We start from the raw sequence: 17,963 nt of genomic DNA on the forward strand, positions 1-17,963 counted from the left end.
TAAAATTCATTCATACCGTAATATGAAATTATCACAATTCAAGTTCGATCTTCCTTTAAACCTGATCGCACAGCATCCCACCAAGACAAGAGACGAGAGCCGCCTGATGGTTGTTAACCGTGCAACCGGCAAAATTGAGCACAAAGTTTTCAAGGACGTACTCGGGTATTTCAACGACAAAGATGTAATGGTAGTGAACAATACGAAAGTATTCCCTGCCAGGCTCTATGGCCGTAAAGAAAAGACCGGTGCTAAAATTGAAGTGTTCCTGCTCCGTGAACTGAACAAACTGAACCGTTTGTGGGATGTGATCGTGGATCCCGCCCGTAAGATCAGGGTAGGTAACAAACTCTATTTTGGAGATGATGAGAGCCTGGTTGCAGAAGTGATCGACAACACTACTTCCCGTGGCCGTACCATCCGCTTCCTCTTTGAAGGAAACGATGAAGAGTTCAAAGCCGTTCTGGACAGCTTGGGTGAAACACCATTGCCAAAGTACATCAAACGCAAACCCGAAGATGACGATAAAGAGCGTTATCAGACTGTTTACGCTAAGTATGAAGGAGCTGTTGCTGCACCAACTGCTGGTTTGCACTTCAGCCGTGAGCTGATCAAACGCCTGGAGATCAAAGGTGTTAAATTTGCAGAAGTAACCCTGCACACCGGTTTGGGTACATTCCGCCCCATTGAGGTAGAGGACCTGAGCAAGCATAAAATGGATGCGGAATATTTCCACATAGATGAATATGCCGTGAAGATCGTGAACAAAGCAAAAGAAGAGAACCGCAAGATCTGCGCCATTGGTACCACTACCGTTAGAGCAGTAGAATCTTCCGTAACAGCACAGAATCATCTGAAAGCTGCAGAAGGCTGGACGAATACCTTCATCCATCCTCCTTACGATTTTTCTATTCCCAATGCACTGGTAACCAACTTCCACCTGCCAAAAACAAGTCTCCTGATCATGGTTTGCGCCTTTGCCGGTTATGACCTGGTAATGGAAGCTTATCAACAGGCTATTAAAGAGAAGTACCGCTTTTTCAGCTATGGTGATGCTATGCTGATCATCTGATCTGCATCGCCAAGGATATTTGAAAAGGCAAATAGCTCGCTGCTGTTTGCCTTTTCTTTTTTAAATTCCATTCTGTAATGTCGTCTCGTAGCAAAATTGCCATAATAGTGGCCGGAGGTTCCGGTCAACGGATGGGCAGCACTGTGCCCAAACAATTCCTGGAATTGGCCGGTAAACCCGTATTGTATCATACCATCGCCGCATTTCTGGCAGCCTATGAGGATATGCATATCATCCTCGTTTTACCGGAAGCCCATAAAGCCAGTGTAGCAGCAGTGCTCACTGCATTTGACAAGCCGCCTTCCGTTACTTTGGTGGATGGAGGAGAAACCCGCTTCCACTCTGTACTGAATGGCCTGAAGCTGATAAAACAGGATGCTGTGATCTTTGTGCATGATGGAGTGAGACCATTGGTAAGCCCTGCGTTGATCCGTACCTGTTATGAACAGGCCTTAGCTAAAGGCAGCGCTATTCCGGCCATTGCACTGAAAGATAGTATCCGCGAAGTAGATGATGAAGGCAATATGGCGGCAGACAGGACCCGTTTCAGGATCATTCAAACACCACAGACCTTTTTATCAGAAATATTATTACCCGCATTCGATCAACCCTACGATCCGTTGTTTACAGACGAAGCCACAGTTGTGGAACGATTTGGAGAAGAAGTGAACCTGGTAGAAGGAGAGGAACAGAACATCAAGATCACAAAGCCACAGGATCTTGTGATAGCAGCGGCTTTTTTGCATCAGGGCTTATAAAATCCCAGTGCTTTTGCTTTTTCAATATCTGCCGGATTGAATAATACTTTTACTATCCTGGTGGAAAGGCAATGGCAGGCTTCGCAGGTTACTCCACCAGTATAGGGTGTGATCGTTACTTTCAATGTTGTAATGTCTTTTTCCAATAACCAGGTCTTTATTGCCTGCGTATCTGATCTGGGAACCAGGTGATTGCCTATGCTTGTCCATGGATTGGCACAGTGTGTTTCTTTATAATGCAGTTCATTGGCCGGAGGAGGAGCTGGTTCCGATCTGCGTTTCTTGCAGGCAACGCCTGCCAGCATGAGCAGGCAAATAGCAATAGTTAGCGCATGTTTCATGTTGGGGGTGTTTAATATGAAACGGGGGCCGTCTTCAAAAGGTTACATTTATTTTTACTCTGATTGTCCTTTCCCAATCTTCTGCAAGATCTGGTGAGCTACTTCCAGTGCCTGGAAACCATCTATCACATTCACTTCCACCGGTTTGTTTTCCAGGATGCTGTCCCTGAAGAATTCCAGTTCCATACGGATGGCATTGGATTGTTTGATCTCCGGATTAGCAATGGCAATGGTTTTCTTGCCGGCATTGGTTTCAATATCAAGCGTGAACAAACCTTCATCTGCCGGTGTTTTCAGTTTGATGATCTCTGTTTTCTTATCAAGGAAATCAATACCGATGTAAGCATCCTTCTGGAAGAGGCGCATTTTGCGCATCTTTTTGAGGGAGATACGGCTGGAAGTGAGGTTGGCCACACAGCCATTATGGAATTCTATACGCACGTTGGCAATATCAGGGGTATCGCTCATCACGGCTACGCCACTCGCTGAAATACGGCTGATGCTGGACTTCACAATGCTCAGTACAATATCAATATCATGGATCATCAGGTCCAGGATCACACTCACATCTGTTCCGCGTGGATTGAATTCTGCGAGGCGGTGCACCTCAATGAACATCGGTTTCAGATCATGCCCTTTCAACGCCAGGAAAGCAGGGTTAAATCTTTCTACGTGCCCTACCTGGAATTTTATATTGGCTTCTTCCACCAGTTTCACCAGCAGTTTGGCTTCTTCCATGGTATTGGTCATAGGCTTCTCCACAAAAACATGCTTTCCGTTACGGATAGCCATTTCGCACAATTTAAAGTGCTGTGTGGTAGGCGCCACAATATCAATCGCATCGGAAGCAAGGATCAATTCTTCTGCTGAAGTGTACCGTTTGAGATTATTATAGAGTGCTTGTACACCTTCGGCATTGGCATCACTGGGATCAAAGTAACCGGTTACTTCCACATCCTTCATAGTGGACAGCTGAGATAAATGGATCTTGCCTAAATGCCCTACACCGAACAAGCCTATTTTGAGCATGAGTTATTTTTTTTAGAGAAAATTCCAGCAAATGTAACAAAAGAGGCCGTTATTGCTTTATATATTATCTATATATTGCTAGCTGTAATTACATGCGTTTTCTAATCATATGCATAATACCCCTTTTATTTGCGGTGAACCAGACTTTGGGTCAGGGCTGTACGCCATTGGGACAAACGCCGCGCAGCGCTTTTCCCATCTGCGGAACTAAAGCGCTGAAACAAACTTCTGTGCCCGCATGTGCAGGAAGAGTGATCCGCCTCCCTACTTGTCCTCCAAACGTAGAATACAGGGACCTGAACCCCTTCTGGTATAAATTTACCTGCTATGATGCAGGTACTCTTGGTTTTACGATCACGCCTAACGATGCCGGTGATGATTACGACTGGCAGCTTTTTGATGTTACCGGCCGGAATGTGGATGATGTATATTCCAACACAAATCTGCAGGTAGGTGGTAACTGGAGTGCCATTCCCGGAGCAACAGGAGCCTCTGCAGCAGGTACAAAGCCAATGGCCTGTGAAGGTTTGAGTGAGCCTAAATGGAGCAGCATGCCTACATTGGTGGCAGGGCATCAGTATTTATTGATGGTCAGCCACTTTACATCAACATCACAAAGTGGGTACGAATTAGCTTTTGGGGGTGGAACAGCTAATATTACAGACCCTTTGCCGGGTGCATTCCTCACTGCCAGATATCATTGCCTCAATAACCGAGTAGCTATCAAATTGAACAAACGTTTTCAATGTGCCACACTTACCGCAAGCGGCAGTGAATTTGAGATCACAGGTGCTGGCACAGCAAATGTGATTAGCGCAGTGGGAGTGAATTGTACGGGAAGTTTTGATATGGATTCTGTTGTACTTACGCTGGACAGACCTTTGCCCGGGGGAAATTACACCGTAAGGATCCGCAACGGCTCAGATGGCAATACATTACTGGATGCCTGTGATAATCCCATACAGGCTGGCAGGGATGTACCATTTGTGATAAGCATTCCGCAGGCCGTACCTTTTGATAAAATTGATCCCGTAGGCTGTGTGCCCACAAAAATTAAAGTCCGTTTGCCTGATCCCGTACTTTGCAGCTCCATTGCGCCGAATGGCAGTGATTTTCAGCTAAGCGGAACAGGGCCTGCCGTTACAATTGTGCAAGCCAATACTTTTTGTGCCGGTCAGTTGACAGATAGTATAGAACTGTCACTCAGCGCACCTGTTTATCTCGATGGTAATTACCGGATCGAACTGGTCAGGGGGAGTGATGGCAACACCATGATCAGTGAATGTGGTGTACAAACGCCGCTGGGATATGTAGTGCCGTTCATTACAAAGGATACCGTAAATGCATTGTTCAGTTACAGGATAAGCCTGGATTGTGTGTATGACACCATCTTCCTGCAACACAATGGCGCACATGGTGCCAATGACTGGAAGTGGACTTTCGAGGATGGCTCTGTGATGACTACACGTACACCAGAGAAAGTGTATACTGTATTTGGACAGAAAACGGTAAAGCTGGAAGTCTCCAATGGTGTTTGTACAGATGATCATACAGAAACGATGTTGCTGAATAATACCCTGAAAGCAGAATTCCTCGTGAATACGCCGGTTTTATGTCCCCTGGATATGGCTTCCTTCACTAACCAGAGTATTGGCAACATTATATCGCATCGCTGGGATTTCAACTATGGGCCTGGTTCCCGGATGGTGGACCCGCAACCTTTCCGTTATCCGCTATCAGGGCGGGATCAGGTTTACCAGGTAAGGCTGATCGTGGAAGATGATCTGCAATGTGCCGATACTGTTTTTCATTCCGTTAAGGCTGTGGCCAGTTGCAGGGTAGCAGTACCCACTGCTTTCTCGCCTAACAATGATGGCATTAACGATTTCCTCTATCCGCTGAACGGATACAAAACTGCAGATCTCGTGTTCCGTGTATTTGGCCGGAACGGGCAGCTGGTATTTGAATCCCGCAACTGGATGAATAAATGGGATGGTAAGATCAACGGATCTCCTGCCGGCATTGGAACATACGCCTGGGTACTTGAATACACCAATACGGAATTAGGGAACCGGGTGTTTCAGAAAGGAGTGACCACTTTGCTGCGATGATCAGAGCATGCCATCTTCTTTAAAACTGAAATGCCCTTCAGAAGAAACGATCACATGATCTAAAACCTCGATATCCAGCAACTTACCTCCCGCTTTTAATTTATGCGTGATATTGACATCTGCATTACTGGGCCGCAGGCTTCCGGAAGGATGGTTGTGGCATAACATGATGCGGGTGGCTTTCTGCCGCAACGCTTCCAGGAAGATCATGCGGGGATCTACGGTAGTGGAAGTAAGGCCGCCTGAACTGATACAGCTGTAATGAAGGAGTTTGTTGGCATGATTAAGATAGAGCACGTAAAACGTTTCATAACATTGATCTTCGAGGAGAGGCCTTAATAAGGAGGCTACGTCATCTGCGCAGGTGATCACCGGTTTGCTGCAAGGCAGCTGGGATTGTTTACGGCGGGAAAGTTCCAGGGAGGCCAGGATAGTAACGGCTTTCTTAAACCCTATACCCTTGAACTGCATTAACTGTTCCACATCCATAGCGGCCAGGCCGGAAAGATCATTTTCGCAGCTAAGCAGAATTTCCTGGGCCAGCTCAATGGCAGATTGTTTGGCATTGCCGCAATTGATAAGAATGGCCAGTAATTCAGCGTGACTTAAAGACCTGGCACCTTTTGAAACGAGTTTTTCCCGGGGACGGTCATCGATAGACCATTTGCGAATAGGAGGTAACACACGCTTAGGCTCAAGGTAATTGCCGATACCAGGCAGAAATGTTGGGCTAACTATCATAAAAAACAACTTTCCCAAATGTACAAAATACTAATTGGTTTAGTACAATCCTCACTAATTTTTTTAGTATTCCTCTATGTTAATTCTGTTTGATTTTTTTTTCTGCATATCCCCATATAAAGTCATAGTTTTGCCACCTCTTTTCTTGAACCATGAATTCATCTGTAAAAATCTTTACGGGAAATAGTAATCCCGCTCTGGCAGAGCGTATCGCCTCCAGGTATGGTAACGGTGGCATTGGAAAGGTCAACATCCAGAAGTTCAGCGATGGCGAATTTCAGCCGGTGTTCCTTGAAAGCATTCGTGGCCACTACGTTTTCCTGGTACAAAGCACCTGTGCGCCAACAGATAACCTGATGGAACTGCTGCTAATGATCGATGCTGCAAAACGCGCTTCGGCAGGGCACATTACGGCTGTAATCCCTTATTTTGGGTTCGCCAGGCAGGACAGGAAAGACAAGCCCCGGGTAGCCATAGGTTCCAAACTGATCGCCAACCTGCTCACCGCAGCGGGGGCTAACAGGGTGATAACCATGGACTTACATGCTCCCCAGATCCAGGGTTTCTTTGATATCCCCGTGGATCACCTGGATAGCTCAGCCATTTTTATTCCCTATATAGAGAATCTAAAGCTGGAAAACCTTACCTTTGCGTCCCCTGACGTGGGTTCTACCACCCGGGTGCGTGAAGTGGCCAGCTATTTCAATGCTGAAATGGTGATCTGCGACAAGCATCGTAAACGGGCAAATGAAATTGCGTCTATGGTGGTGATCGGTGATGTAACTAACAGGGATATTGTGTTGATAGATGATATCTGCGATACAGCAGGCACCCTCACCAAATCAGCCGCTTTGCTGATGGAAAAAGGAGCAAGGAGCGTAAGAGCATTTTGTACGCACCCTGTATTCAGTGGTAAGGCTTACGAAAACATTGAAAACTCTGTGCTGGAAGAACTGGTGGTATGTGATACCATTCCGTTAAAACAACACAGCAGCAAAGTGAAAGTGATCAGTGTAGCCGATCTGTTTGCAGTAGCTATCAGGAATATGCACGAGAATAAGTCTATCACAAGCTTATTTGTGCACAGCCAGCGTAAGATGCAATAACAACAAGTTTATTTATCATTTATATAAAAGTTAAACAATGAAAACAATAACCATCGAAGGACAACTCAGGAGCGAATTCGGCAAACAAGCCACCCGCTTACTTCGTTCTGAGCAACAAGTGCCTTGCGTTATTTACGGGGGTGCAGATACAGTTAGCTTTTCAGCTCCTGTCACTGCTTTCAAAACATTGGTGTATACACCTGACTTCCAGATCGCTGAAGTTAAATTAGGCGGTAAATCTTATCGTTGCATTTTGAAAGACCTGCAATTTGATACAGTAACAGACGAGTTGATTCACGTTGACTTCCTGGAACTGGTAGAGGATAAGAAGGTAGTTGCAACCATGCCATTGAAATTTACAGGTTCTTCCATCGGTGTAAAAAGCGGTGGTAAACTGGTAGTGAAAATGAAATCACTGAAGGTGAAGGCTTTGCCTAAACACCTGCGTGAAAACCTGGAAGTGGATATCACTGAACTGGACCTGAATGCAAACATCCGCGTACAGGATGTAAAAGCAGAAGGGATCGAGATCATGAACTCTCCCCGTATCCCTGTTGCATCCGTGGTAATGACACGTCAGCTGAAACAAGAAGAAGCTGAAGCAGCAAAGGATGCCAAGAAAAAATAAATTGGCAAAATAATTATATTAGAAAGCCCGGCGTAATATCAGCCGGGCTTTTTATTTTTGGCATCCCGATCAATACATTATTATTGACAGGGATCAATTACCTGGTATATGAAATATCTCATTGTTGGATTAGGAAACATTGGAGCGGATTATCATCATACCCGCCACAACATCGGCTTCGATGTTGCGGATGCTCTTGCCCAAAAACATAATGTGGTGTTTAAAAGCGACCGGTTGGCGGATGTGGCAGAAGTGAAGTGGAAAGGAAGGGTAATAGTAGTTATAAAACCAACTACCTATATGAACCTGAGTGGCAGAGCTGTAAAGTATTGGCTCGACAAAGAAAAGATCCCCGTAGAAAATATGCTGGTGATCCTGGATGATCTGGCATTACCACTTGAATCTATCCGTTTACGCCCCGGCGGCAGTGATGCCGGGCATAATGGCCTCACAAGTATTCAGGAATCCATTGCTACCAATCAGTATCCCCGGCTGCGCTTTGGTATTGGAAACAATTTCCCCAAAGGAAGGCAGGTAGATTACGTTTTGGGAAGGTGGTCTGCCCAGGAAGAGCCTGTGGTTTTGCAGAAGATTGATAAGTGTGTGGAAATTGTTGAAAGTTTTGCTACCATTGGTTTACAACGATGTATGAACAATTATAACAACCTTACTTTTCCATTATAGAAGTAAATTGTATATTTCATGCCTGAAAGGTACCTCTACCTTAACCGCTATAGGTCATGATCCGTGTACCACTGATCGTTATATAATTCAGAATTGCACCTGCTAATTAGAATTATAGTGCGCACAGTGGGCAATGTATTGTGGACTATGGGTCAAACCATAGGCTTTATTAACCTTACAAAATACACGCATTATGAAAATTATCTGCGTTGGAAGAAACTATGCCAAACATGCAGAAGAATTGAAGAACGAAGTGCCCTCCGATCCCGTGATTTTCATGAAACCAAAGAATGCACTGCTGCAAAACAACCATCCTTTCTATTATCCGGAATTTACGGATAACCTTCATTATGAATGTGAACTGGTGTTGCGGATTTCGAAGAACGGGAAACACATTCAGGAGCGGTTCGCCTCAAAATACTATGATAGTATTTCCGTAGGCATCGACTTCACGGCGAGAGATTTGCAGGAGAAGCAAAAGGCCAAAGGCCTTCCCTGGGAAATTGCAAAGTCGTTCGATAATTCCGCTGTGGTGGGAAAGTTTATTCCATTGAAAGAAGACACAGATCTGAAAGACATCAATTTTTGTCTTTACAAGAACAAGGAAATTGTACAGCAAGGCAACACGAAGGACCTGTTATTTTCTTTCGACAAATTGATTGCGTATATCTCACGATTCTTTACCCTGAATATCGGAGATCTTGTGTTTACCGGAACACCTGAAGGCGTTGGGCCTGTTCAGATCGGTGATGGCCTGGAAGCCTTCATTGAAGATGATAGCCTGCTGGAATTCCAGGTGAAGTAGGTAAGGAGTAAAAAGAAAAAATTATAAAGTAAAAAGGATGCGTGCCTGCTTAGCTTAAGCGTTTTTAGTCTTTTTCGTATTAATTTTTTCCTTTTTTACTTTCTTCCGGAATGTTGCTGTAGATCACATCAAGGATCCTCGTTAACTCCGAATAATCTGCCTCCGTTAGATTTTTCCACCCCGTTTTACGCATTTCCAGTACCAAAGGCCTCACATCTTTGTACTTATTCACACCAGCCGGCGTAAGCTGAACAAATACCTTCCTGCGGTCGTCTGTAGACCCCTGCCTTTCCACCAGCTCCTTTTTTACCAATAATTCAATGATCCGGGAAACCGTAGTAATGTCCTTTGAGGTTAACCGGGCTAACTCATTGTGTGTGATGCGTTTATGCTTATAGAGGTTTTCAACCAGCAGCCATTGGTCTACCGTAATGTCCTTATTCAAAGCATCAAAGCTCTTTTGCCAATAGTTACGTATTTTTTTCAGGGTTGCATCCAGCTTAAAAAAAGATGGATTACTTACAAAAGTATCGTGCATATTATTTAATTTGCATTAGCAATAGTTGGTGTAGCAACTAATAATGCTAATTTGCCATGTCATCACACCAAAACAGTTTTACTGTGCTTAAAGATAGTATAAGCAATCCGACTTTGGAAGCCACCATTACTCACCACGAGCAGGATACGGCATTTCAGGCACTGCTACTGAAGGCATACCGCATGATGTGCCTGGCCAGGAATATGGCAGAGAAATATGAAGCCAACCGCCCCATCTGCAAATACGTACATTCTACCTCCTCTGGCCACGAAGCCATCCAGATAGCTGCAGGCCTGCTCCTGAAGCCATGGGATTATGTAAGCCCTTATTACCGGGACGATAGCATGATGCTGGCCATGGGTTTCTCCCCCTACACCCTTATGCTGCAATTACTGGCAAAAGGAGAGGATCCCTTTAGCGCCGGCCGTTCCTATTATTGTCATCCCAGCAGCCGCGAGGCAGGCAAACCAGTGATCCCGCATCAAAGCAGTGCCACCGGTATGCAGGTAATTCCCACCACCGGCATGGCCCAGGGCATCCAATACCTGGAAAGTGTTGGCTTGATGGATACACCGGAAAGCCCCGTGGTACTTTGCTCCCTTGGCGATGGCAGTGTAACGGAAGGAGAAGTAAGCGAAGCCCTCCAGTTTGCCGTATTAAAAGGCCTGCCGGTGATCTATCTCGTGCAGGATAATGAATGGGGCATTTCTGTAAGTTCTGCAGAAGCAAGGGCCATGGATGCCTTTGAATATGCCGCCGGTTTCAAAGGTTTGGAAAGGATAAGGGTAGATGGAAGTGATTTTGAAGCGAGTTACCATGCCATGGAATCTGCTATGCTTTATGTAAGAACAGAAAGAAAACCTGTGCTGGTCCATGCCACCACTCCTTTGCTGGGCCATCATACCTCCGGTGTCAGAAAAGAATGGTACCGCACTACAGACGATCTTAGCAAACACCAGATGCGTGATCCCCTGCCACGTCTTAAACAATTACTGGAGCCGGGCATGGCACTGAAAATAGAGCAAGAAGCAAAACAACGCATAGATGCAGAATTTGAAGCTGCCTGCAATAGCCCCGAACCTGATATTACTACTGTTGCGGATCATGTATTTGCACCCACGCCCATTGCAGAAGAAGTGGGAGAAAGAATACCTGTCAATGGAAGCAAGGTAGTAATGGTAGATGCCGCATTACATGCCATTGAAGAGATCATGCATGCTTATCCGGAAGCAATACTTTTCGGACAGGATGTAGGCCGCCGTTTAGGAGGTGTATTCAGAGAAGCAGCCACGCTGGCAGAAAAATTCGGTGATCACCGTGTTTACAATACAGCCATACAGGAAGCCTATATTATCGGTAGCACTGTTGGCCTTTCAGCAGTAGGTGTAAAACCTATTGTGGAAGTACAGTTTGCCGATTATATCTACCCCGGTTTTAACCAACTGGTCAGTGAGATCTCCAAGAGTTGTTACCTCACTGCAGGTAAGTTTCCGATCCAGACACTCATTCGTGTGCCTATCGGAGCTTATGGAGGAGGAGGCCCTTATCACTCCGGAAGTGTGGAATCAACTTTGCTAAGCATTAAAGGGATCAAGATCGTTTATCCTTCCAATGCCGCAGACCTGAAAGGTTTGATGAAAGCCGCTTTCCTTGATCCCAATCCCGTTGTGATGCTGGAACATAAAGGGCTGTACTGGAGCAAAGTACCCGGCACCCTCGAAGCCATGACCATAGAACCTGCTGCAGATTACATCCTCCCATTGGGAAAAGGCCGTGTAGTGCAGGAAGGAGATGGTATGTGTATCATCACATATGGAATGGGTGTCTATTGGGCAAAAGCTGCTGCAGCAGCTTATCCCGGAAAAGTTGAGATTATTGATCTGCGCACATTATATCCGCTGGATGAAGAATTGATCTTTGCCACCGTACGCAAACATGGCAAGTGTTTGGTGTTAACGGAAGAACAACTGAATAACTCATTCGCTGAAAGCCTCGCCGGCCGCATTTCCTTAGAATGCTTCCGCGCATTGGATGCCCCTGTAATGACAATGGGCGCAATGGACCTGCCGGCTGTGCCTTTGAATATGGCACTCGAGAAGGAGATGTTACCGAATGCAGAAAAAGTAGGAGCGAAGATTGGGGAGTTGTTGCGGTATTAAGGCTCAATCTCAATATCATATTTATCCAAAAGCCCGGCTATCCCCATTTGGGAAAAACGGGCTTTCTTAATTTTATTCATCTCCGGATCAATAGAATAATTATAAGCTGTCAGGAAATTAGCCTTCTCAAGAATGGCACTTTGAAAAGTAGCCAGCGCCAGATCACAATTATCAAAAGTAGCCTCACTCAGATCACAGGAAGTGAAGTCCACCTCATGAAGGTTGGAGTTTTTAAAGAGCGCCTTTTTCAGTTTGGTATTGTAAAAGGAAGAATGATTGAGGATGCAGTTCTCAAAATCAACAGCAAAGCGGAAAGGATTACAGTTCCCAAATTGTAATCCCAGCATTTTACTATCCCTGAATTTGACATCTGTGAAAGCCGTCTTTACAAGATTAGCCATATTTAAATTACATCCCAAAAAACTGCATTCGGAAAAGCTGCTACCAGAAAGATCTGCGTTGGAGAGATCGCAGTTAATAAAACGGCATTCCTCATATTCACCTTTGGGAAACGGACTTTGAGAGAAATCGATCTTATCGAATGTTTTTTCTACTTCGTATACTTCTTCCATGATGATAAAGATAGTAAATGCAGCCCTTAAACGCCCGGGCTTAATGAGGTATATAATAAATTGCTTAAATTTGAAAGGACGCATACCTCCAAAGCATGAAATCCTTATTATTGCTCATTCTATTATCTCCACTATGCTTAAGGGCGCAGCAGATCATTGTAGATGCCAATGGCACAGGGAACTTTAAAACAATACAGGAAGCTGTGAACTCCATTCGCGATCTTTCACAGCAACAGGTAAAGATCTATATAAAGAAAGGGATCTATCATGAAAAGATAGTGATCCCTTCCTGGAAAACCAATATTGCATTCGTAGGAGAAGATAAAGACAGTACCGTCATCACCAATGATGATTTTTCAGGTAAACCCAGGCCGGAAGGGAAGTTCAGTACTTTCACATCTTACACGGTTCTTGTGCAGGGAAATGATTTCAGCGCAGAGAATATCACCATTCAAAACACGGCTGGCAGGGTAGGACAGGGCGTTGCCTTACATGTGGAAGGAGACCGCGCTGTTATAAAGAATTGCAAACTGCTGGGTAACCAGGATACTTTGTATGCAGGAAAAGAAAACAGCAGGCAGTATTACCAGAACTGCTATATTGAAGGCACCACCGATTACATTTTTGGAGAAGCCACCGTTGTTTTCCAAAACTGTACCATCAAAAGCCTGGTGAATTCCTTTATTACGGCAGCTGCTACCTCACCAAGACAATCCTTCGGTTTTGTACTGATGAATTGCAAACTGATAGCGGACACTGCCGCAAAAAAAGTCTATTTAGGAAGACCATGGCGCCCTTATGCCCGAACCGTATTCATGCATTGTGAGTTAGGACCTCACATTGTACCCGCAGGCTGGGATCCCTGGGCTGGTGACGCAAGGTTCCCGGATAAAGAGAAAACAACTTATTATGCTGAATATGGAAATACAGGGCCGGGGGCTGTTGTAAAGGAACGTGTTTCCTGGTCAAACCAATTGACTGCGGCAGAAGCGAAGAAGTACACCATCAAAAACATCCTGCAAGGTTCTGATAACTGGGATCCTACTATATCTTCAGCTTCATCACCTGCGCAATCTTCAGTAAGGTAGCCAGCATCTCCTTTGGGAAGAAAGGTTTATTAAGAATATCGAACACGCCCTTCTGCGCAAATTTCCTTCTTACTTCCGGCATAATATCTGCCGTAAAAATAACAATGTGTACTTCATTGTATTCGTTCCGGATGATGTCTGCCAAAGCGTAACCATCCATCTCCGGCATATGGAGGTCCAGCAAGGCAATATCATATTTATTCTTCTTCAAAAGTTCCAGTGCCTCTGGCCCGCTTAGTGCGCAATCCGGCTGTATACCAAAGTATTCCAGCTGTCGTTTTGCTACGAGTATGTTAATAGGATTGTCCTCCACAAAGATCAGACGCATGTCTTTGAATTTCTTTGCATAGCTGGATATCTCAGGCAGATCTTCCCGTTTAGCCGGCCTGTTCTTTTTGGTAGGCAGGTCAAAAACGAGGTCGAAATAGAATTCAGTTCCTACACCCGGTTCACTTTGCAGGAAGATCTGGCTGTTATGTAAGGTGATGAGTTTTTGTGTGATGGCTAGTCCAAGCCCTGTACCAGCCTGTTTTCTGGCGGTGGTCTGTTGTACCTGCCGGAAACTTTCAAACACTGTTTCCAGGTGTTCTTTCGGAATACCGATGCCCGTATCTTTTACAGAGAAACGAACCGTTACTTTTTCCGTTTGCTTTTTTACCAGTTCTACGTCAATGCTCACCTGCCCTTTTTCTGTATATTTTATAGCATTGCTAAGCAGGTTATTTAATATCTGGTTCAGGCGCGTAACATCTGCTATGATCTTCCTTGGAATGTTGTCGTCAATAGTACCAACGAGGGAAAGTCCCTTGATGTCTGCCAGGGATTTGAACTGGTTCTGGATATTCCTGATCTGTTCGTGGAGGTTCACCACAGAATAGTTGAGTTCGAACTGTTCCCTTTCTATTTTATTAAGATCGAGGATATCATTGACCAGTTGTAACAGGTGATCTGCAGAGAAAAGAAGGTTGTGGATGTATTCTTCCTGTTCAGGGATATAGTTTAGTTTGAGAAGATTGGCAATGCCGATGATACCGTTCAGTGGAGTCCTTATCTCATGGCTCATGATAGAAAGGAAATCAGATTTAGCCTTTGCTGCGTCTTCCGCGGAGTTCTTCGCCTGGATCAATTCCAGTTCTCCCTTTTTCTCGTTGGTGATATCCCTCAAAGCGCCCCGGAGCATGACCACCTTATTGTAATCTGAAAAAACGGGTACGCCAATTGCACGGATCCATTTTTTGTTATTTTTCGCTGTAACGATCCTCAGTTCAATATCATAAGATTTACCCTGGTTCATGGCGGCCTCAAAATATGCTTTCATCATCTCGCTGTCTTCTTCCGCAATAAAAGCATTGGCGGTATCAAGGGTAGGAACAAATGACTCATCCAGGTCGTAGATGAAGTAGGTATGTTTGGTCCAGAATATTTCGCCGGTTTGTATGTTGTATTCCCAGCCTCCCGTACCACTGAGCCCCTGGCTAACATCCAGCAATTGATTACTGAGCTGAAGCCTTGCCCTGGTTTCCTGAAGGGATAGTTCGGCTTGCTTTTCGGCAGTAACATCCTGTATGCTTAGTATTAGCAGATACTGCGAAGGATCAGGATGTTTGAGCACGGGTTTGATCCTGGCTTTGAACCATTGGTCTTTGGAATCATCCAGGTGTTTATAAGTGATATCGTTTGCTTCCCCTGTTTCCAACACTTTTTGCAACGCTTCTATGAACATTTCCGCCTGGGGGCCTAATACTTCCTGTATCTTTTTACCCAGGAATTCCTTTTTAGGCATGAACAGCACTTTTTCATCATGCACCCATACATTCTTGAAGATCATATTACCGTCTACCTCAAACACAATATCCTCCATGGACATAATAAGTGCCTGCAAATGGGTGCTTAATTCCATCTGCCTGTTCTCACTGATCTTTTCTTCCGTAATATCCTGAACATATCCTACGAGGTACCGGCTGTTATCCTCTTCATCCGTCACCGAGCGAATATTAGCTTTGCAATAGAGCAGACCTGTTTTGGGATGTTTGATCCGAAAGTAAAAAACGAGGGTGGTATGTGGTGTTGCAACAGACTTTTTGATAACGTCTTCAACAGTTGACAGGTCTTCCTCAAGGATGATCTTTAACCAGCCCTTGCCTTGGGATTTACCGGAACTGAGACCTGTCATTTTCTCCCATTCCCCGTTCACAAAGAAACAGTTTCCCTCTACGTCTGTCAGAAAAGCACCTATCGGAGCAAGTTGTAAGGCTTTTTGGATATGGATTTCCTCTCCATAATGTTGGTCCGTTTTCATCGGAAAGGGCGATTTTAAGTATGGCTATGAATGTTTTAACTGAATATAGTGCTTTTTGACAGATCAGCAGTAATCCTAACCTAAATTATCCTAAATAGGGGTTACGGATACTTCACATAGGTTTGACATAGGCTCAAGATAGGATATAGGAATAAATAAAGCCCCTTAAAGGGGCTTTTTGCGACAGGAGGAAGATAAAGGATTCGAACCTTTGCCGGTTTTCACCGCCGTCAGTTTTCAAGACTGCGCCATTACCAACTCTGGCAATCTTCCGGATAAGAGATCATGACAGGAATTGAACCTGCGTTAAATTGGTTTTGCAGACCAATCCCTCTATCAACATTGGGTACATGATCATATGCGGAGGACAATGGAATCGAACCATCACCGGATAGCCGGAACACCTTAGCAGGGTGCCGCAACAAACCAACATTTGCCTATCCTCCATTTGTGGGTGATATAGGATTCGAACCTATGACGTTTCTGATGTTTTGGATTTACAGTCCAACGCTACTCCACCATCGTAGCCGATCACCCATAAGTGCCCCTGGTGGGAGTCGAACCCACAAAACTCCTGATCCTAAGTCAGGCGACTTTTCCTATTTGCCCACAGAGGTATAAAAACAAAAACGCCTCTCAGTATAAACCAAGAGGCGTTCGAAATCCTTTATTCAAGTAATCACACGACCTCCCGGTTGCTATAGGAGCAACTCAGTGACAAAAGGCAATATGATATAGTATGTTTCATGATGATGCAAAGATAAAAGGATTAAAAATTATCTTCCAAGCTGGAAATGATGAAGCTGTTTGGTCATTGATGAAAACCTACTTCTCCAGTTCCTTTACTCTTTTCTCCAATGCCTGCACTAATTTTTGTTGTTGGAGGATCATTTGCTGCTGGGAACTGAGTTGTTTATCCTGGCCGATCAGGTACAGTGTAAGCTCTTCTATCTTTTGCAGAAGTTTTTTGTCTGTTTCCCCAAGGTCAAGGCCATTTGCTTTTACCTCTTCAGCGGTTGGAATACCGGGAAGATGTTTGTTCTTTGCAGCAAAGGCAGCTACTTCCTGCAGTGTAGGCAAAACATAGGATTCATCAAACACATAATCCGGCCAGCCTGTTTGCAGTTTCACCTTTATTTTTTCTGCGATCATATTTCCGGCTACAGCCAGTTTATATCCTGCGGGATTGGTAGTGCCTATTGCAACCTGGTTATCTGTATTTACAAATATTGCAGGGTTGCCCGCGTATTGTAAGGTGTTATAACTATTGGATGAAGGAGCAGCGACAATATAAAGGCCATTACCGTAAGTATCTACATTCGCGCCAATTTTTACGCCATATGAGGTGCTAACTCCACTATGATTAATGAATTCAAGCATAGCACTGCCATTTCCACCCTGCCCTAAATTGACAGTTTCAAAATTATATACGCCTGGAATAACTAGCTTATTCGCATTATTGCTGGTAAATTCTCCTATCTGCAACCTGCTTTGGGGATTTAGTGTTCCAATTCCTACATTTCCTCCATCTTTTAGATATAAACCTGTTTGTATCCCGGTTTCGTTGAATGCAAGGCCGTTTAGGTGAGATGAAATGTCCCAGTTTTTTCCATTGGTAAGCTGCATGCTGGGAAACTGCCCTGATATCTTAATATTGTTGGCTACTTGCAGGCCTGTTGCAGTATCATCTGTATTTAGCCCGACAATTAACCTGGGCCAGATCCTTACAGGATTATTCTGGCTGTTATCAATATGGAACCAACGATTACTCGCCGAACCGTAACCAATATATCCCATAGCCAGGTCATTAGCCTCGTACCATCTTAAATAGTTGGCCTGGCCGGTTGTAACATTTTTAAAAACGATGTTTTCTCCGTTACGCGCGGAAATATTGCCTCCTCCATCTGTTACAGACTGCAGGGTTTGAGCATGAAGAGGAACAAAGGAGAAAGTGATAAGAAGAATTAACAGGGAACTTTTAGATACTTGTAACATAAGTATGGGTTAAAGATTAAAGATCATGGAAGTTAAC

The 17,963-nt window shown here is 44.6% G+C and carries 16 protein-coding genes and 5 tRNA genes; 9 read left to right on the forward strand and 12 right to left on the reverse strand.

The window, feature by feature from the left end:
• Positions 1–22 precede the first annotated feature (22 nt).
• Together queA and AAHN97_RS01010 are read left to right on the forward strand one after the other, a co-directional pair.
• Positions 23–1,072 (forward strand): tRNA preQ1(34) S-adenosylmethionine ribosyltransferase-isomerase QueA, encoded by a 1,050-nt coding sequence (queA, locus tag AAHN97_RS01005; RefSeq protein ID WP_074240187.1) that lies wholly within the window; start codon positions 23–25, stop codon positions 1,070–1,072.
• A gap of 77 nt (positions 1,073–1,149) precedes the next feature.
• Positions 1,150–1,830, forward strand: coding sequence for a 2-C-methyl-D-erythritol 4-phosphate cytidylyltransferase (locus tag AAHN97_RS01010; protein ID WP_343305725.1), 681 nt, complete (start codon positions 1,150–1,152; stop codon positions 1,828–1,830).
• On the opposite strand, the gene AAHN97_RS01015 is transcribed toward AAHN97_RS01010, so the two are convergent.
• Both AAHN97_RS01015 and AAHN97_RS01020 read right to left on the reverse strand, forming a co-directional pair.
• Positions 1,818–2,171: a hypothetical protein gene (locus AAHN97_RS01015; RefSeq protein ID WP_343305726.1), complete on the reverse strand. Its 354-nt coding sequence runs from the start codon at positions 2,169–2,171 to the stop codon at positions 1,818–1,820. The two genes, AAHN97_RS01010 and AAHN97_RS01015, sit on opposite strands and share 13 nt — an antisense overlap.
• A 54-nt stretch (positions 2,172–2,225) precedes the next feature.
• On the reverse strand, positions 2,226–3,200 hold the full coding sequence (locus AAHN97_RS01020) for a Gfo/Idh/MocA family protein (protein WP_343305727.1): 975 nt from the start codon (positions 3,198–3,200) through the stop codon (positions 2,226–2,228).
• A gap of 134 nt (positions 3,201–3,334) precedes the next feature.
• Here AAHN97_RS01020 and AAHN97_RS01025 point away from each other — a divergent pair, with 134 nt between their 5' ends.
• Positions 3,335–5,311: a gliding motility-associated C-terminal domain-containing protein gene (locus AAHN97_RS01025; protein WP_343305728.1), complete on the forward strand. Its 1,977-nt coding sequence runs from the start codon at positions 3,335–3,337 to the stop codon at positions 5,309–5,311.
• Here AAHN97_RS01025 and radC read toward each other — a convergent pair whose 3' ends face one another.
• Positions 5,312–6,052, reverse strand: coding sequence for a RadC family protein (gene radC / locus AAHN97_RS01030; RefSeq protein ID WP_343305729.1), 741 nt, complete (start codon positions 6,050–6,052; stop codon positions 5,312–5,314). It lies immediately after the preceding gene.
• A gap of 152 nt (positions 6,053–6,204) precedes the next feature.
• On the opposite strand from radC, the gene AAHN97_RS01035 reads away from it, so the two are divergent.
• The 4 genes from AAHN97_RS01035 to AAHN97_RS01050 all read left to right on the forward strand — a co-directional run bounded on the left by AAHN97_RS01035 (position 6,205) and on the right by AAHN97_RS01050 (position 9,275).
• Positions 6,205–7,158: a ribose-phosphate pyrophosphokinase gene (locus AAHN97_RS01035; RefSeq protein WP_343305730.1), complete on the forward strand. Its 954-nt coding sequence runs from the start codon at positions 6,205–6,207 to the stop codon at positions 7,156–7,158.
• A 37-nt stretch (positions 7,159–7,195) separates the two neighbouring features.
• Positions 7,196–7,786, forward strand: coding sequence for a 50S ribosomal protein L25 (locus tag AAHN97_RS01040; protein ID WP_343305731.1), 591 nt, complete (start codon positions 7,196–7,198; stop codon positions 7,784–7,786).
• A 108-nt stretch (positions 7,787–7,894) separates the two neighbouring features.
• Positions 7,895–8,470, forward strand: a complete 576-nt coding sequence (gene pth, locus AAHN97_RS01045; protein WP_074240179.1) for an aminoacyl-tRNA hydrolase — start codon at positions 7,895–7,897, stop codon at positions 8,468–8,470.
• Positions 8,471–8,663: 193 nt separating this feature from the next.
• Positions 8,664–9,275 (forward strand): fumarylacetoacetate hydrolase family protein, encoded by a 612-nt coding sequence (locus AAHN97_RS01050; protein ID WP_074240178.1) that lies wholly within the window; start codon positions 8,664–8,666, stop codon positions 9,273–9,275.
• A 79-nt stretch (positions 9,276–9,354) separates the two neighbouring features.
• Here AAHN97_RS01050 and AAHN97_RS01055 read toward each other — a convergent pair whose 3' ends face one another.
• The gene (locus AAHN97_RS01055; RefSeq protein WP_343305732.1) at positions 9,355–9,813 is read right to left on the reverse strand and encodes a MarR family winged helix-turn-helix transcriptional regulator; all 459 of its coding nucleotides are present in this window, start codon (positions 9,811–9,813) and stop codon (positions 9,355–9,357) included.
• Positions 9,814–9,869: 56 nt separating this feature from the next.
• Here AAHN97_RS01055 and AAHN97_RS01060 point away from each other — a divergent pair, with 56 nt between their 5' ends.
• Positions 9,870–11,972: an alpha-ketoacid dehydrogenase subunit alpha/beta gene (locus AAHN97_RS01060; RefSeq protein WP_343305733.1), complete on the forward strand. Its 2,103-nt coding sequence runs from the start codon at positions 9,870–9,872 to the stop codon at positions 11,970–11,972.
• Here AAHN97_RS01060 and AAHN97_RS01065 read toward each other — a convergent pair.
• A complete protein-coding gene (locus tag AAHN97_RS01065) occupies positions 11,969–12,544 on the reverse strand; it encodes a pentapeptide repeat-containing protein (RefSeq protein WP_343305734.1) in 576 nt (191 codons plus the stop codon). The two genes, AAHN97_RS01060 and AAHN97_RS01065, sit on opposite strands and share 4 nt — an antisense overlap.
• A gap of 95 nt (positions 12,545–12,639) precedes the next feature.
• Here AAHN97_RS01065 and AAHN97_RS01070 point away from each other — a divergent pair, with 95 nt between their 5' ends.
• On the forward strand, positions 12,640–13,632 hold the full coding sequence (locus AAHN97_RS01070; protein ID WP_343305735.1) for a pectinesterase family protein: 993 nt from the start codon (positions 12,640–12,642) through the stop codon (positions 13,630–13,632).
• Here the strand turns inward: AAHN97_RS01070 and AAHN97_RS01075 are convergent.
• The 7 genes from AAHN97_RS01075 to AAHN97_RS01105 all read right to left on the reverse strand — a co-directional run bounded on the left by AAHN97_RS01075 (position 13,589) and on the right by AAHN97_RS01105 (position 17,926).
• Entirely contained in the window at positions 13,589–15,931 is a 2,343-nt protein-coding gene (locus tag AAHN97_RS01075; RefSeq protein WP_343305736.1) for an ATP-binding protein, read from the reverse strand. The two genes, AAHN97_RS01070 and AAHN97_RS01075, sit on opposite strands and share 44 nt — an antisense overlap.
• Before the next feature lie 188 nt (positions 15,932–16,119).
• Positions 16,120–16,204: transfer RNA gene (locus AAHN97_RS01080), tRNA-Ser, on the reverse strand.
• Positions 16,205–16,211: 7 nt separating this feature from the next.
• Positions 16,212–16,287 (reverse strand) — tRNA-Cys (locus tag AAHN97_RS01085).
• A gap of 5 nt (positions 16,288–16,292) precedes the next feature.
• Positions 16,293–16,377 (reverse strand) — tRNA-Ser (locus AAHN97_RS01090).
• A gap of 5 nt (positions 16,378–16,382) precedes the next feature.
• Positions 16,383–16,468 (reverse strand) — tRNA-Tyr (locus tag AAHN97_RS01095).
• 5 nt (positions 16,469–16,473) lie between these two features.
• Positions 16,474–16,547 (reverse strand) — tRNA-Leu (locus AAHN97_RS01100).
• A gap of 209 nt (positions 16,548–16,756) precedes the next feature.
• Positions 16,757–17,926 carry a hypothetical protein gene (locus tag AAHN97_RS01105; RefSeq protein WP_343305737.1) on the reverse strand — a complete coding sequence of 390 codons (1,170 nt, stop codon included), beginning with the start codon at positions 17,924–17,926 and terminating at the stop codon, positions 16,757–16,759.
• Positions 17,927–17,963: the final 37 nt, after the last annotated feature.

Origin of the sequence: Chitinophaga niabensis (assembly GCF_039545795.1) — a bacterium.
GTDB lineage: Bacteria > Bacteroidota > Bacteroidia > Chitinophagales > Chitinophagaceae > Chitinophaga > Chitinophaga niabensis_B.